At 48.9% G+C, this 17,189-nt stretch carries 12 protein-coding genes; 1 reads left to right on the forward strand and 11 read right to left on the reverse strand.

What is annotated here, in order from left to right; translation table 11 throughout:
• The first annotated feature begins 26 nt into the window (after positions 1–26).
• Complete coding sequence (locus tag TY10_RS25120; protein WP_042169948.1) at positions 27–995, forward strand: sugar phosphate isomerase/epimerase family protein; 969 nt, start codon at positions 27–29, stop codon at positions 993–995.
• A gap of 79 nt (positions 996–1,074) precedes the next feature.
• Here TY10_RS25120 and TY10_RS25125 read toward each other — a convergent pair whose 3' ends face one another.
• The 11 genes from TY10_RS25125 to TY10_RS25170 all read right to left on the reverse strand — a co-directional run bounded on the left by TY10_RS25125 (position 1,075) and on the right by TY10_RS25170 (position 17,165).
• A complete protein-coding gene (locus TY10_RS25125; RefSeq protein WP_042169950.1) occupies positions 1,075–1,494 on the reverse strand; it encodes an OsmC family protein in 420 nt (139 codons plus the stop codon).
• Positions 1,495–1,550: 56 nt separating this feature from the next.
• On the reverse strand, positions 1,551–2,300 hold the full coding sequence (locus TY10_RS25130) for an amino acid ABC transporter ATP-binding protein (protein ID WP_042170012.1): 750 nt from the start codon (positions 2,298–2,300) through the stop codon (positions 1,551–1,553).
• 20 nt (positions 2,301–2,320) lie between these two features.
• Complete coding sequence (locus tag TY10_RS25135; RefSeq protein ID WP_042169952.1) at positions 2,321–2,965, reverse strand: amino acid ABC transporter permease; 645 nt, start codon at positions 2,963–2,965, stop codon at positions 2,321–2,323.
• A 39-nt stretch (positions 2,966–3,004) separates the two neighbouring features.
• On the reverse strand, positions 3,005–3,856 hold the full coding sequence (locus TY10_RS25140; RefSeq protein ID WP_042169954.1) for a substrate-binding periplasmic protein: 852 nt from the start codon (positions 3,854–3,856) through the stop codon (positions 3,005–3,007).
• A gap of 63 nt (positions 3,857–3,919) precedes the next feature.
• Entirely contained in the window at positions 3,920–4,507 is a 588-nt protein-coding gene (locus tag TY10_RS25145; protein WP_238328009.1) for a TetR/AcrR family transcriptional regulator, read from the reverse strand.
• 216 nt (positions 4,508–4,723) lie between these two features.
• Positions 4,724–9,739: a SpaA isopeptide-forming pilin-related protein gene (locus tag TY10_RS25150; protein WP_042169960.1), complete on the reverse strand. Its 5,016-nt coding sequence runs from the start codon at positions 9,737–9,739 to the stop codon at positions 4,724–4,726.
• 277 nt (positions 9,740–10,016) lie between these two features.
• Complete coding sequence (locus TY10_RS25155) at positions 10,017–10,232, reverse strand: hypothetical protein (protein WP_042169962.1); 216 nt, start codon at positions 10,230–10,232, stop codon at positions 10,017–10,019.
• 386 nt (positions 10,233–10,618) lie between these two features.
• The gene (gene uvrA, locus TY10_RS25160; protein ID WP_042169964.1) at positions 10,619–13,504 is read right to left on the reverse strand and encodes an excinuclease ABC subunit UvrA; all 2,886 of its coding nucleotides are present in this window, start codon (positions 13,502–13,504) and stop codon (positions 10,619–10,621) included.
• 29 nt (positions 13,505–13,533) lie between these two features.
• Complete coding sequence (gene uvrB, locus TY10_RS25165) at positions 13,534–15,555, reverse strand: excinuclease ABC subunit UvrB (RefSeq protein WP_042170015.1); 2,022 nt, start codon at positions 15,553–15,555, stop codon at positions 13,534–13,536.
• Between the two features lie 304 nt (positions 15,556–15,859).
• Positions 15,860–16,186, reverse strand: a complete 327-nt coding sequence (locus TY10_RS31890; protein ID WP_238328010.1) for a PDZ domain-containing protein — start codon at positions 16,184–16,186, stop codon at positions 15,860–15,862.
• Positions 16,155–17,165, reverse strand: coding sequence for a serine protease (locus TY10_RS25170; protein WP_238328012.1), 1,011 nt, complete (start codon positions 17,163–17,165; stop codon positions 16,155–16,157). The genes TY10_RS31890 and TY10_RS25170 overlap by 32 nt, the downstream gene beginning before the upstream one ends.
• Positions 17,166–17,189 lie beyond the last annotated feature (24 nt).

Raw genomic sequence — 17,189 nt, forward strand, 5'->3', positions numbered from 1 at the left:
ACTATATTGAGGAGGTTCGAATAAAGATGAAATTGGGAGTATTCGCAGTATTGTTTGCTCAAAAGCCTTTCGAGGAGGCGCTCGACTATATCGCGGCCAAAGGACTGGAAGCCGTTGAACTTGGAACAGGCGGTTACCCAGGCAACGCACACTGTGATCCGGACGTTTTGCTCGCGGATGCAGGAAAGTTGAAAGCGTTTAAACAAGCAGTAGATTCACGCGGTCTCATTATCAGCGCACTCAGCTGCCACGCGAACCCTTTGCACCCGCAAAAAGCGCTGGCTTCTGCAGATGACGCAGTCATCCGCAAAACAATCGAGCTTGCCAATCGTCTTGAAGTACCGGTTGTCAACACGTTCTCCGGTTGTCCTGGCGACCATGAGGATGCTAAATATCCCAACTGGCCGGTAGCGCCATGGCCTAATGATTACCAAGAAATTCTCACTTGGCAATGGGAACAAAAAGTTATTCCATATTGGTCTGAAATCGGCGGCATCGCTGAAGGCAGCGGCGTGAAGATCGGCCTTGAGCTGCACGGCGGCTTCTCAGTCCACAGCCCGGGCACACTGCTCCGCCTTCGCGAAGCAGCAGGCAAAGCAATCGGCGCGAACCTTGACCCTAGCCACATGTGGTGGCAAGGTATTGATCCGGTACAAGCGGTTCAAATTCTTGGCCGTGAAGGTGCGATCCATCACTTCCACGCGAAGGATACGACAATCGACCCGATCAACGTCAACCGTCACGGCGTAACGGACATGCAGTCTTACGCGCTTATGCTTGACCGCGCTTGGCAGTTCCGTACTGTCGGCTTCGGCCATGACCTCAAGACTTGGGCAGACATCATCAGTGCGCTCCGTCTTGTGGGCTACGACTATGTTGTCAGCATCGAGCATGAAGACGGCCTGATGTCGGTAGACGAAGGCTTCTCGAAAGCCGTTGCAAACCTGCAGCAAGTATTGATCAAAGAGCCGCTGGGTGAAATGTGGTGGGTATAAGCTAGACGAAAAGCCCGGAAAGCGATGCAATATCGCTTTCCGGGCTTTTTTTGCACATCTATTCGAATAGGGAATTAGCTTAGCGAACGACTTCTTCACCGTTCAGGATGAGACGGTAACTGATATCCGCCTTTAACGATTCGGATACGGCGCAATATTTCTCCTTGCCCATCTCGATCGCTTTCCAAATCCGGTAATCCGGCAAATCGCCGTTTACTTTAAATACAAGCTCGATATGAGTAAAGCTCTTCGGCATTTCTTCCTTGCGCGTGCCGTTAGCTTCGATCTCGATGGACTGAATCGATCCAAGGAACGCGTCCAGAATCATCGTGACATCGATCCCGATACAACCTGCCAAGCCAGCAAGCAGCAGCTCCATCGGCGTAGCGCCCTTGCCGTCTCCGCCATAGGCTGCCGTAGCATCCATCCCTACCGGATAACCGGAAGGCCCCGTCGATTCAAAGGCTCGTTTGCCATGCCATATAGTCGTTACATTCATCTGTATCCCGCTTTCTCTCGTGAGGTTAGTGTTGTACAGCGATTGTACAATCTGTATTAATGCTGATTAATTTTATTGAGAAAACGCTGTGCCCGCTCTGTCTTCGGCTGACGGAAAAAGGATTCGGGCTCGCCCTCTTCCACAATAACGCCCTCGTCCATGAACAAAACGCGGTTCGCGACGTTGCGGGCGAAGCTCATCTCATGGGTGACGACCAGCATCGTCATTCCTTCATCTCTGGCGAGCATCCGCATCACATCCAGCACCTCGCCTACCAGCTCAGGATCAAGCGCAGAGGTCGGCTCATCAAACAGCAGAATGTCCGGCTCCATCGCCAGCGCTCTGGCGATAGCAACACGCTGCTGCTGGCCGCCGGACAGCTTGGACGGGTAAGCATCCCGCTTGTCCGCCAGTCCGACGCGCTCCAGCATTTTCATGCCGAGCTGCTCAGCTTGCGTGCGCGGCATTTTTTTGACGATAAGCAAGGATTCGATAACGTTGCCTAACGCCGTTTTATGCGGATAAAGGTTAAATTGCTGGAACACCATGCCCGTCTGCTTACGGATTTGAAGCAGATTGGTCTTGAAGGCACGATTCTTCATGCCGGCTTCCAGCCTTACGCCGTTTATTTCAACAGCACCCTTAGTCAATGTCTCCAAGCCATTCAGGCAGCGAAGCAGCGTACTTTTGCCGGAACCGCTTGGCCCTAGCAATACGACAATTTCACCCTGACGGACTTCGAGATCAATGCTTTTGAGAACCTCATTGTCATGATAAGCCTTTGACAGCTTTTTCGTTTGGATCATCGTCATCGTTTGTTGTCACCTCAGTATGCTTTGGACAGACGTTTTTCCACAGCCTCAAGAATAGCCGAGAACACCGTACTCATAATCCAGTACATGATCGCAATGCCGATGTAAAAAGGCATGTTGACATAGTATCTGGCAATGAGAAGCTGAGCGGAACGAAGGAGCTCCGGAACGGCTATAAAAGAAACTAGCGACGTCTCCTTCAGCATGCCGATAAACGTATTGCCCATCGGCGGTATCGCAACGCGGGCCGCTTGCGGAAGCACAATTCTGTACATGGCCTGCCATGATGTCATTCCCGTAGCAAGCGCTGCTTCGGTTTGCCCTTTTGGAATCGAGAGAATCGCACCGCGTATCGCTTCCGACAAATAAGCTCCAATGTTGATGCTTAGGGCAATACAAGCCGCCGTTAGCGGGCCTAACGTAATACCATAATCGACGAGTCCGTAATAGACGATCACGATCTGCACAAGCGCTGGCGTGCCGCGAATGACAGAGACGTATACACGCGCCGCCCAGCGCACAGGACGATTGCCCTTCAACCGGGCCAAGGCTACCGTAACCCCGATAAAAAGACCGAAGAACATCGATATGACGGCGATATACAGCGTATAGTAGGCCCCTTTGAACAATAACTCCCAATTCTCAAAGACAAGCTCCATAACAGGCCGAATCCCTTCTCGCTTAACGCTTAAGCTCTATTATTGCGCGGCTGGCTTTTCGCCGAACCATTTTTCAAAAATCGTATCGTAGGTGCCGTCAGCCTTCAGATCCTTCAACGCTTTGTCCAGCGCATCGCGGAATTCCGGGTTGTCTTTGCGTACTGCAATACCGGCGCTGTCCGCTTTGATCGCTTCGCCTACCGCTTTAATTTTAAAGCCGTTTTTATCAACGATCGGTTTCAGGGCATGAATATTGTTGATCGTTGCGTCGATCCGACCAGCATTCAAATCTTGAAGCGAAGTAATGACATCATCATACGTTTTAATCGTGAACTTGCCGACTTGCGGGATCGCAACGTCACGCAGGTAAGTCTCATCATTGGTGCCAAGACCAACGCCGATGTTTTTACCTTTAAAATCTTCCAGCTTCGTAATCGTCGTGTTTTTCTCCGGCACAATAATTTTCACTTCGTTCGTAATGTATGGCTCGGTAAAGTCGATTACCTTCTTGCGTTCATCTGTGATCGTGACTTGGCTGATGATCGCATCAAACTTCTTCGCTTGCAGACTGCTGATCAGTCCGGAGAAATCTTGAGCCGTAAATTCCACTTTTACACCAAGACGTTTTGCTACTTCTTTCGCAATATCTGCATCGAAGCCGTCAATCTCATTCTTTTCATTCGTGAAGTTGTAAGGCGCGTAAGTGCCCATCAGACCAACCTTGAGTACACCCGACTCCTTCACTTGATCCAGCAAATTTGAAGTCCCTGCGGAAGGTGTAGGGCTATTGGAGCCTTTATTCGTATTGTTCGCACCGCATGCACCAAGAACCAGTGCCAATACCAGAATCGCCGCTGCGATTGGAAAAAATCGTTTTTTGTTAGATGTCATGTTGTCTCTCTCCTTATAATTGTCTCTCTAATAATGTGTCCGTGTTTCGTTGCATCTATTTTCTTAAATGCCCAGCAATCCGAAAAATTCAAATCGCGCTGTTTCGGCCGCTAATTTTTCCAGCGGATAATCGGCAAGCGGATTGTTGTCCGTTCCTTGCCTTTGGAACAGCCATCTAGCGATGATACCTTCAATCAAGCTCATAAGCAAAGCTGCTCTCAGCCTGGCATCGATCGTCTCCGGCAGCATGCCAAGTTCAATGGCCCGCTCGATATTGCGGAGAAATGCCTGCTCCATCGCTGCGCTGGTATCAGCAATTTCTTGGCGCACCGTTTCGCTGAATGCCGTCCCGTCAAGCAGCATGCCCATCAAATAACGATTGCTCTGCGCAAACCGGAATAACTCGGCAAGCAACGCCTCTGATGCGAGCACCATATCCTGCACGGTACCTGTACCTTTGCGGTAGCCTTGGCCAATGACTTCAAGCAATTGCTCGCGCCCTTGCTGGACAATCTCGATAGCTATCGCTTCCTTGCTGCTGAAGTACCAGTAGAAGGTTCCTTGCGCAACGCCAAGATCGGCGACGATATCGGATATTTTAGTGGAATGGTAGCCGCTCGTTGCAAAACGCACTAAAGCAGCGTCCATCATTTGCTTCTTTCGTTCCGCACTTTGGTTTTTGGGTGGAATACGATCGCCTCCCTTATTCTAAGAAAACTGATTGACTCGTCAGTCAGTTTTAATTAAATCCTATCGGATAACTACCACATTGTCAAGCCGGTTACTAGGAATTAAACCGGAAATGAAAAAAAGCGACCCCGGCGTTAACCCTGACGCCGGGGTCGCTTGCTTGTTATGAGTATCGGCTTATGAACGATTGCCGCGTACTGATTTTCTTCTGAAGAACAGAATGGCTCCTAATGCGATAAGCGCAATACCGAATAATTGCAGGCCCAAGTAGCTGGACTCGCCTGTTTTCGGAAGCTGATTCACATCTGGCGATCCGTTCAGCCCGCCAAGCGGATTAAGAACATCGATTTCGATCCAGATCTCTTCTTCGTTGCCATCTTCATCTGTAACAATAATCGAGAATCTATCTTTTCCTACATAGCCTTTGTCTGGGGTGTACACCCACTTACCATCCAGACCAATCGTTACTTTGCCATGCTCAGGCGGAATGCCTTGTGTAGGAATGCTGCCGTCTGGAATCTCGATTTCACCCTCAATCGGCGTATCCTTCGGTGTTGTTTCTCTCTCTACCGGAGGCGTAGTCGAAGGTCCATTGCTTGGCTTCGGTGTTGCACTTGGCTGCGTGCCCGGCGTAGCGCTTGGTGCTGTACTTGGTGTCACGCTTGGCGTAGTGCTTGGACCCGGTGTTGCGCTTGGCGTTGGACTTGGATCTACGCTAGGCGATGGACTAGGCGAAGCACTTGGACTTGGGCTTGGACTCGGGCTTGGATTAGGCGGGAGAATAATTCTGCTGTTCGTAACCGTAATTCCTGCTGACGCATGTGAATTAATGGTCACTGTCTTGTTGTTCTCCGCTTCGATAATCCGATAGCCAGCCGGCGCTGCAACTTCTTTCAGCGTGTACGTTCCATAGAGCAGACCCGAGAAGGTTGCTTTACCGGAGGCGTCGGTTGTCTGCTGCCCAACCTTCACATTCGAGCTGTTATACAATTCGAACACAGCGCCTTCCAGTTTCTTAGTGGAATCATTAACATCCACTTTCGTAATTTCCAAGCTGCCTTTTGGCTTCGTATTCGTAATCGTGATGTCTTTTGCTGTTGTTGAGTCAATCGTCACCGTGCTTGTTTGCTGGGAAGCAATAATCTCATAGCCCGCTGGTGCCGAGACTTCTTTCAGCGTATAGGTGCCAAACAACAAGCTGCTGAACACCGCTTTACCAGTTGCATCCGTAGTCTGCTGATCAACCTTTACATTCGCGCTGTTGTACAACTCGAATACGGCGCCGGCAAGCTTGACGCTATTATCGTCGACATCGACTTTTGTTACAACGAGACTGCCTCTAGACTTGCTGTTTTTCACCGTTACCGTTTTGGCGGCAAGTGTATTGATCGTAATGCTTTGGTTGTTTTCCGATGCGATGATGTCATAACCGGCTGGCGCTGCCGTTTCTTTCAGCGTATATGTGCCATATACGAGATCCGAGAAGGTTGCTTTGCCGTTTGCATCGGTCGTCTGCTGGTCAACTTTCACGTTCGAGCTGTTGTACAGCTCGAATACGGCACCCGAAAGCTTCGTATTGGTGTTATCACCATCCACTTTCGTCACTTCCAGGCTGCCTTTGGACTTACTATTTGTTATCGTAACGTCTTTAGCAGCTGCTGCAGTAATCGTTACCGTGCTCGTTTGCTGTGAAGCATTAATTTCGTAACCTGCAGGTGCAGAAGTTTCTTTCAACGTGTACGTACCGAATTCCAGACCCGAGAAGGTTGCTTTGCCTGTTCCGTTCGTTGTTTGCTGATCGACTTTCACATTCGAACTGTTGTACAGCTCGAATACAGCACCTTGGAGCTTGACGTTACTGTCGTCAGCATCCACTTTTGTAACGACGAGACTGCCTTTTGATTTACTGTTTTTCACCGTTACGGCTTTGACTGTCAATGCATTGATCGTGATGCTTTTATTGTTCTCCGATGCAATGATGTCATAGCCGGTTGGTGCAGTAACTTCTTTTAACGTATACGTACCGTAAGGAAGGTTAGAGAACACTGCTTTGCCCGATACCGTCGTTTGCGTATCAACAAGAGCATTTGAGCTGTTGTAGAGCTCAAACACAGCGCCGTCGAGCTTCACGTTCGTATTGTCCGTATCGACTTTGGTAACTTCCAGACTGCTTTTCAACTTGGTATTCGTTACAATCAGCTCTTGCTCCGTAGTGGAGTTGATCGTAACAGCTTTACTTACCGTATCGATAGCATAACCGCTTGGCGCACCGGTTTCGTTTAATGTGTATTTGCCATAAAGCAAATTAGTAAACACATATTCTCCTGCTCCGGTCGTTTCACCCGTTACTTTCTGTCCATTGGAGTTTCGGATGAGTTCAAATTTTGCACCATTCAATTTAGTCGCATTGTTCTCGCTATCCACTTTCACGATCTTAAGCGAGCCGCGATACGTATTGCCTGTACCTTCGCCTCCGGATAAGGAGACTGTTACTTCAGAAGGATTGCTGATCGATTTCTCGATACCGCCCGAACCAGTGAACTTGACGTTATTCGTCACTTTTTCCCCGTTAGTGGCATCAATCATCGATTCATACTCCAGCCAGTACGGCTTTGTAATCTGGTGTTTAAAGCTAAGCTCGAAAGTCTCGTCGCTGTTGACGGAGCCATCCGTGATTGGTGTGAAGGTAAGTGTATACCCATGCTGCGGATCATCAGGGTCTGTAATCAAAGCCCCTCTGGTCACATTACCTTGCGCATCGACAACCGTCTGATAGAGCTTGAACGACTCTTTAATCAGCGTCTGTTTTTTGCCAGGCACGTCAATAATTTTGGCATCGTCAACGGTCGATTGACCGCGGTTAATGTCAATTTTCCACTTGATCGTTGCGCCGCTTTGTTGGCCTGACTTCGCAACGTATTCACCAGCTTGCTTGATCGTTACGGTGCTGTCCAGTTCTTTATTCGCATAACCGTCACCCTTCAGAATCGCCTTGTTCGGCACGTTCTGATCAATCAGCACACCGCTCATGCTTGTATCGAACGTAATGTAATAAGGCCGATTAATCGGGTTATTGAATGTAACAGTGAGCTCTTGATTGCCGTTAGCTAGCGTCACCACATTATGCGTGTAGTCTGTAAACTCGGTGCTGCTTTTCGTCACGCCGCCGTTCGCATTAACGGTTAGCTCAAACACTTTTAAAGTATTCAAATCGATCGCTTGCTTATGCTGCAGTTCATCTGCAACGCTGACATTCGACATCGCTTTACTGTTGTAGTTGACACCGATTCCCCAAGTCAGCGTCTTGGAGACTGCGTTATAAGCCCCTTCTTTATAACCGTTCCATTGCGTTTGGTTATTAGGGGTGAAGGTTTCCGTTACAACTTGATTTTGACCATTAGATCCGTCGCTGTTCTCGCTCCAATAGTAAGTTCCTTTGTTGCCAAAGTTGAAATTGGAGTTGGAGAAATAGCTTGTATGGATGAAATCATACTGCGTCGTATACGTAATTGTGTACGTGCTGTTGCCATCTGGAAGCAGGATCTCAAATCCTTTTTCCGTTGCTTCGTTCAAAGCGTCTAGATAATTGAGTGTGTAGACAGAGTTTGTAACCGTAGTTCCGTTCTGCTTCACAGTCAGACTGCCTGGAACAAGCTTCAGTCCTGCAGGAAATTCATCTTTAAATTTAGTATTGTACAGGACGTACTTGTCCTTGTTCAAATGAATGGTCCAATCCACTGTACGAGCTGCATAATTGACATTCCCATGAGTTTTGCTCAAGAAATGCTGTTTAATGTCAACATTGACGCCATTCGACTCTTTGCCAATCGAATAAGCTTTATTAGAGATTGTGTCATTGTTGTAAATGTTGCCTGTTGGTTTCGTCTTATATTCAATAATATAAGCGGAGCTTGACGCAGCATTAATGACAACATTAAATCCGTTTTTATTGGCATTATAATTCGGATGGCTGGATACATTGGTATTCACAGTGTAATCAGCAGGGTTGTTCAGTTCTGTCCCTTTCGTGCCAGCTACAGGGTTTGCCACCGGATAAACATGAATGGAAGTCAAGTCAATCGAATGCTCTTTGTCGAACAAGTCAGTCAGTACTGTATTTGCGGCAAGCGGATCTTCGCCAAAATTGTATTTGACCGTCCAGTTGATCTCTTGTGTACTTTCATTGTAGCTTCCGGACTTATCCAGAAATTTGCCGCGTTGGTTTTGAACAGTAGCTGGAGCTTGGACGTTAAAATTATTGCCGCCAACATTGCCGGTGAACTTGGCTGTGTTCGTAAAGTTGGCTTTGGTGATATCCGTAATGTCCGTCTCAAATACGAGGCGGTAAGGACGGTTAATATCACCCAGCTCCACTTTCAGCTCTGTAGAAGCTCCTGCTGGCTCTGTTACCGCGTTAGGAGTAATCAACATCGGATTCGACAATGTGCCGTTCGTATTGATGTCCATTTGGTACACTTTAATAGAACCAGGAACATAAGTAAGCCCCGCAGGTATGTTATCGGTAACTACCCCGGATTTAATATTTTTCAGGTCTGTATTAACATCTACAGTCCAAGTAATTTTGGTAGCATTAAACGGCTTATCCGCTTGGCCATTCTTATTGATAGGCGTTCCGTTGCTAGGCGCGATCGGAATTGTGATCTCATCGCCAATCGCGAACTTCACTTTTACTTCCGTCTTCTGCTGCACACTTGTGCTTGTAAATTTACTCCAGAAGCTTAATGTACCGTTCGATGGCGTACCTGCATTAATTTCATCGTTGAACGTCATCGTGACGGTTTTCGTATTTTTATCCATCTGGAATGTGCCTACCGATGGATCACCGGCTAGATTAGTTACAGGAATGTCGTTGTACATTTCCATTTCATCCGGCAGCTGGAATACAAAGGTATCGCCGGCTGAGTATGAATGATTTTCTGGAAGCGCCCACTCATAGCTTAATTTGAGCTCTTTTTCAAGCTGTACGCGATATTCAGTGTTTACGTAATCATCACCCTGATAGACGGACGCGATAACCGTCTGCTCCTGGTCTTTCGGGGTAAGCGTCATTTTCGTCAAGATCGTACCGGGAATCGTTCCTGCGGCTTCAACCTTGTTGAAATAACCGTTAAAATTCATGTACTGAAAGATAAGCAGAAAAGCCAGTATCATTGCCACTGATTTTTTTCTCATTGCTTTGAACCTCCAACTTGATGAATGAAATAATGAATAAATGTTACTTCACATTCCCTCCTTTTCCGTTTATGACAATCAGCCTGCATTCAGTTACATTCATGCTATGTAGGTAGGGCGGCTTGTCGTTTTTTAGCAGAAAAATAGATATGCACTGTACATTATGTCTCATAGCACTATACATAATCTGAACAATGTCGAACTACCTAAATGAACGCACAAAAAAAGCCTGCTCCGGGAGCAGACTTTACTTTTGATAAGTATTTGGCTAGCTAGTTTACGCCATCCATACTTTAAAGATCATAATGTAATCTATGTACAGGAAAAGCGCTAACGAGACAGCTGTGAATCCGATTGCAAAAACGTTCTTCTTCGGTTTCGTCATCACCAGTCGTACGAATCCGATCCCAATCAGAATGGTAAATGCAAGCATAAACCAGTCAAAATGGTTGATGTTGCTGGTTGCTTTTGCTGCTTCTTCTGCCAAAAACATCGGGTACCCTCCTTTTATTCACACGTAGCCTATATTAATTCTATGTTATCTTCTGACGCGCTCCGATGCAAGTCCGAACTGAATTTCGTAACAACTTTGTCACCATTTTTTTTCATTTCCTTATTTTTGTCACCTGTTTTCTCATTTCCTTATCTTTGTCACCTGTTTTCTCGTTTCCTTATCTTTGTCACCTGTTTTCGCGTTTCCTTATTAATGGAGCAATTTTTTGCACGAAGTTCTGTAAACTGCCGCAGCGAGCATTCCTCTAACAATAAAATGTCCATCTCTTCCATTGTTTATTACCACCTTTTCCATACCATCAATTCCTGACGCAAAAAAACCGTTCGGATGAGCATACTCATTCGAACGGTCTTCGTTTCCATCTATTATTCAACCGCGCCTGCTGCAACACTTTCCGATTGGCGCAGCTTATTCGCTGTACGTTCACGATCACGCTCGAGAATCGGTTTTAAATATTTGCCGGTATAAGAACCCGACACTTTAATAACCTCTTCAGGCGAGCCCGACGCGACGATCATGCCGCCGCCATTGCCGCCTTCTGGTCCCAAATCGATTAAATAGTCGGCTGTCTTGATTACATCAAGATTATGCTCGATGACAAGTACAGATTCTCCGGAATCAACGAGACGATGGAGAACGTTCAACAGCCGATCGATATCGTCGACATGCAATCCGGTCGTTGGTTCATCAAGAATATACAGCGTTTTTCCCGTGCTCCGGCGATAAAGCTCGGAAGCCAGTTTCACCCGCTGCGCTTCGCCGCCAGACAATGTCGTTGCCGGCTGTCCAAGCTTCATATAACCTAATCCAACGTCAAGCAGCGTTTGCAGCTTCCGATGAATACGCGGGATGTTCTCGAAAAAGCTGCAGCCGTCCTCGATAGTCATCTCCAGTACTTCAGCAATATTTTTGCCTTTGTACTTAACCTCGAGTGTCTCCCGGTTATAACGCTTGCCCTTGCAGATTTCGCAAGGAACATAAATATCCGGCAGGAAATGCATTTCAATCTTAATAATGCCATCGCCGCGACAAGCCTCACAGCGGCCGCCCTTCACATTGAAGCTGAAACGGCCCTTCTTATAACCGCGAACTTTCGCTTCATTTGTCGTTGAATACAGGTCGCGAACATCATCGAATACGCCGGTGTAGGTAGCAGGGTTGGAGCGAGGCGTCCTCCCGATTGGCGATTGGTCAATATCAATGACCTTCTCCAAGTGCTCTAATCCGCGAAGCTCCTTATACTGGCCAGGACGCGTCTTCGCTTTGTTCAAATCGCGAGCTAGCGTTTTGTACAAGATTTCGTTAACGAGCGTGGATTTACCGGAACCGGAAACACCCGTTACCGCTGTAAAAATACCTAGAGGAATTTTCACATTCACGCTCCGCAGGTTATTTTCCTTTGCACCGCGAATTTCAAGCCACTTTTCGCCCGTCGCTCTGCGTTGCAACGGTACTTCGATGAATTTTCTTCCGCTTAAATATTGACCGGTTAACGAATTCTCATCCGCCATCACTTCTTCCGGCGTACCTTCGGCAATGATCTGTCCACCGTGGATACCGGCGCCAGGACCGATATCGATAATGTAATCGGCAGCAAGCATCGTATCCTCATCATGCTCTACGACAATCAGCGTATTGCCGAGATTACGCATATGCTCCAATGTCTCGATCAGCTTATCGTTATCCCGCTGATGCAGTCCGATGCTTGGCTCGTCCAGAATGTACAGGACGCCCATTAGACTGGAGCCAATCTGTGTAGCGAGACGAATGCGCTGTGCTTCACCGCCGGATAACGTACCGGCAGCCCGGCTCATCGACAAGTATTCCAGACCTACATTGACCAAGAAGCCAAGACGGCTGTTGATTTCTTTCAGAATCAAATGGGCAATCTGACGCTCTTTGTCGTTCAGGTTCAGCGTTGTGAAAAACCGCTGCGCTTCGCCAATCGATAACGAAGTCACATAGGAAATACTTTGCGCCCCGATCGTCACCGCCAGACTTTCTTTCTTCAACCGGTGACCTTTGCAGCTGCTGCAAGGCTTCGCGCTCATATAGGCTTCTATATACTCGCGCATCATATCGGATGCGGTATCGCGATAACGACGTTCCAGGTTGTGGACAATCCCTTCAAATGGAACGTATGCTTCTTTGCGATGGCCGAAGTCATTCTCATAGACGAACTTGACTCGTTCGCCTCCTGTACCGTAGAGCAGCTTCTTCATCTGCTCAGCGGACAGCTCTGCAACCGGTACGTCCTTCGGAATATTGTAATGCTCACACACTGCGCTTAAAAATTGCGGATAATAGTTGGACGTGCTGCCCGCCCATGCCTCAAATGCCGCTTCGTTAATCGATTTGCTCATATCAGGCACAAGCAGATCCGGATCGACGATCATCTTCACACCCAAGCCGTCACATTCCGGGCAAGCACCGTACGGGCTGTTGAACGAGAACATCCGCGGCGCAAGCTCTTCAATGCTGAATCCGCATTCCGGACATGCCAGGTTCGAACTGAACAACAGCTCTTCCTGATCGATAATATCGACGAGAGCGCGACCCTCGGATAGCTTCAACGCTGTCTCTAAGGAATCGGCTAATCGGCTGTGGATATCCGATTTTACAACGATCCGGTCAACGACGACCTCAATCGTATGCTTCTTGTTTTTCTCCAGCTCGATTTTCTCGCTCAACTCACGAAGCTCACCGTTAACACGTACACGTACGTAACCCTGCTTCTGAATATCAGCAAGCAGCTTCGTATGTTCGCCCTTACGGCCGGAGATCAGCGGGGCTAGTATTTGCAATTTCGTTCTTTCCGGATACTCCATAATCCGGTCAACCATTTGCTCAACCGTTTGTGAAGTAATCTCAATGCCGTGGTCCGGACAATGCGGCTTGCCTACACGGGCATACAACAGCCGCAAATAGTCATAGATTTCCGTAACGGTTCCTACCGTCGAACGCGGATTACGGCTTGTCGTTTTTTGATCGATCGAGATCGCCGGTGAGAGACCTTCAATGGAATCGACATCCGGCTTCTCCATTTGCCCGAGAAATTGCCGGGCGTAAGCCGACAAAGATTCTACATAACGACGCTGTCCCTCAGCGTAAATTGTATCGAAGGCAAGCGAGGACTTGCCGGAGCCGCTAAGCCCCGTAAGCACAACAAACTTGTCGCGCGGAATCGTGACGTCAATATTTTTCAAATTGTGGGCGCGGGCGCCCTTAATGACGATTTTATCACTAGCCAATCGAAAGCCCTCCTATCCCATTCATCTCTCTATCCCATTTCGGCACGAAGCTCAAGCAATGCGTCGCGAAGCTCTGCAGCTTTTTCGAACTGCAAGTTTTTCGCTGCGTCTTTCATCTCGGCCTCGAGTCTTTGAATCAGCGACTGGCGCTCCTTCTTCGACATATTGCCTTTCCCCACGCCGGTCAAATAATCTGCTTTCTCTTCTGCGACCTTTGTCGCTTCAATAACGTCATACACCTTTTTCTTAATTGTCTGCGGTGTAATGCCATGCTTCTCGTTATGTGCGATCTGGATTCCACGACGGCGTTCCGTCTCCTTAATCGCTTTGTCCATCGAATCGGTAATTTTATCGCCATACATAATGACGCGTCCGTCGCTATTCCGCGCTGCGCGGCCGATCGTCTGAATGAGCGAGCGCTCCGAGCGAAGGAATCCTTCCTTATCAGCGTCAAGAATCGAGACGAGCGACACTTCCGGCAAGTCCAAGCCTTCCCGCAGCAAGTTAATGCCTACGAGAACATGGAACGTACCAAGCCGCAAATCACGCAAGATTGCAATCCTCTCCAGCGTCTTGATGTCGGAATGCAGGTAACGGACTTTAATGCCGATTTCTTTGAAATAATCCGTCAAATCCTCCGCCATCTTCTTCGTCAGCGTCGTGACCAGCACACGCTCATCCTTCGCGATCCGATCGCGGATTTCCACGAGCAAGTCATCGATTTGCCCTTTCGTCGGACGAACTTCAATAATAGGATCCAGCAAGCCGGTTGGCCGGATAATCTGCTCCACCATCGTCGGGCAATATTCCAGCTCATACGGACCAGGCGTCGCCGACACGTAGATAGCCTGCGTGACCTTTCCTTCAAACTCCTCGAACTTCAACGGCCGGTTGTCCATAGCAGACGGAAGGCGGAAGCCGTGGTTGACCAGCATTTCCTTCCTCGCCCGGTCACCGTTGTACATCGCGCGAATTTGCGGCAGGGACACGTGCGACTCGTCGATCACGATCAGCATATCTTCTGGAAAATAGTCCATCAGCGTATAAGGGGTTGCGCCGCGCTCACGGAACGTCAGCGGACCCGAATAATTCTCAATGCCGGAACAGAAGCCCATTTCCGCCATCATCTCAAGGTCATAACGGGTACGCTGCTCCAGCCGCTGCGCTTCAAGCAGCTTGCCTTCTTCCCGCAATACCGCAAGACGCTCCTCCAGTTCGCGTTCGATGTTGACGAGCGCAACCTTCATCGTCTCTTCCTTGGTCACGAAGTGAGAGGCAGGGAAAATCGCGACATGCTCACGTTCCCCGGCAATTTCGCCAGTGAGCACGTCAATTTCCGTAATGCGCTCAATCTCGTCGCCAAACAGCTCGACCCGAATCGCCCGTTCATTGTTCGCTATCGGAAAAATCTCGATAATATCGCCGCGCACGCGGAACGTACCGCGGGTAAAGCTGATATCGTTGCGCGCGTATTGAATATCGACCAGCTTATGCAGTATCGCATCGCGTGATTTCTCCATGCCTACACGGAGCGACAGCACGAGACTGCCGTATTCATTAGGGGAACCGAGACCGTAAATACAGGAAACACTGGCAACGATAATAACGTCGCGACGATCGAACAGAGAACTGGTCGATGCATGCCGCAGCTTATCGATCTCATCATTGATACTGGAATCCTTCTCAATATACGTATCGGTGGAAGGGATGTAGGCTTCCGGTTGATAATAGTCATAGTAACTGACGAAATATTCAACGGCATTGTCGGGGAAAAACTCTTTGAACTCGCTGCAAAGTTGAGCTGCCAATGTTTTGTTATGCGCGATGACGAGTGTTGGACGGTTCAACTGCTCAATTGCATTGGCGATCGTATACGTCTTTCCCGTCCCTGTCGCTCCAAGCAGCGTCTGATGCTTCACGCCTGCGTTAACGCCCGCCACAAGCTCGCGGATTGCCCCAGGCTGATCACCCTGCGGCTTATATTCCGACTTCAACACAAACTTGTCTTTCACTTGCTTCCTCCACCCCGTTCCCGGCTCTTTGAAAACCATATGTTGCATATATGCTTATAACCGCTATAAATATCAGGATAAACACAGGCGGCGCCACCGCTGAGCGGAAGCCCTCCGCGCCTATCTATCATTATAGTCAAATTTTCTCAAAACAAGCAGAAAAGAATCGTCATGCAAGTCCCGATTCTATATCTTAATAATACATATAAGAATGTATGTTCTCCTGTCTATTATAGCTTCATTAAGGGCGTGTTGCAATGGGAAAACAAGAGAAGACTCCTCCTAAACTTTGCAGTTTAGGAAGGAGCCTTCCAGTTATGCCGAGAACGGCCATTTCATGCGTTTAGAGCGATGCTTTTTCGCCGGATGCCTTCTCCTCCGGCACTGAACGGCGATTGGAAGTTCTAGTGCTGCGAAGCAGCTCCAGCAAAGAGCTTGGTCCTGCGGCGGCATAATAATTCGCGTTCTCATCCGGCGCCAGTATGACACCGAGCTGATGATGGTCGCCGGCGTAACGGGCCCGCTGCACGAATTTCACTTCCCCCGCATGATTCAGAACTTCCAGCTTGCTGAGCGCCGAATTACTTTGCAGAGCCGCATGCAAATCTTCTTTATTATAGACGCGAACGCCATTTACCTTAGCGATAATCTCGCCGGGTTGTAGCCCCATCGCCTCCGCCGGTGTTTCCGGCACGATTCCCAAAAATACGCAGACCGCGGCGATCGTTTACGAATAACGGGCTTCTAGCCGCTTCCACCGATCGGCTGCGCCATATAATCACCTCATGCAGAAGCAGAGAGACAAGTGCCGCAAGAGGCAGCAGCACCGGCTGCCACCAAGCCAACAAAGCAGCTGCCATCAAGCCGATGCTGAATAGCGTCAGCCCTTTGGCCGCATGCTTCGCCTTCTCCTTCGGGAGCATAGAACGGGTCAATTCGCTGAAGCCAATGACCATTGGCAGCGCGATGACCGTCCAGCCTTGCGACCAGTCGGCGCCGAGCAGCGGCGCCCAAGGCAGCGCCGTCTGTTCACCTCCTGCTGCCGGAACAAGCAGCAGCAGCGGCACAGGCCAGAAGCCTTGCAGCATATAGCCGCCGACCAGCTTCCCGCGCTTGCCCTCCAGGAACAGCGGCGTTGCAAGCTTGTCCCCTTGCCGGGCTACGAGCAGTGCCTCAGCCAAATGCAGAAGGGCAACGAGCATAAGCAGACCCGGCATGTCGATCTGATCCAGCGATGCCGCCATGCGGGCAATCGTCCCGCCTTGACCGGCCAACGGAATAAATCCGGCAATCCATTGCAGCAAAGCCAGAATCCCCGCTCCATAAGCAAAGCATAAATAACGTATACGAAACAGCATTAGTACTGCTGCTGAGCCCCATAGCCATAACACAGCCTCCTGGGTTATCGCAGCTCCAATAAACGCTCCAATGACTGAGAAGCATAAGCCGGCCAGCAAACCTGCCAGCATAGCCCGGCCGAGCAGCCTTGGCCAATAATGAAGACGTACGGCAAACATTTGCCGCTCCAATCGGATTTGCCTCGTATACTGCAGGGCAATAAATAAAACCGCTATATAATAAAAAGGCTGTGCAAGCAAGTGCACCGCTGCCGATTCCAGTTGCTTTAATAAGGTTAAAGCTGTATCCACCGTTGCGACCGTCTCCTCTCCTGT

The sequence above is a fragment of the Paenibacillus gorillae genome (assembly GCF_000513275.1).
GTDB lineage: Bacteria > Bacillota > Bacilli > Paenibacillales > Paenibacillaceae > Pristimantibacillus > Pristimantibacillus gorillae.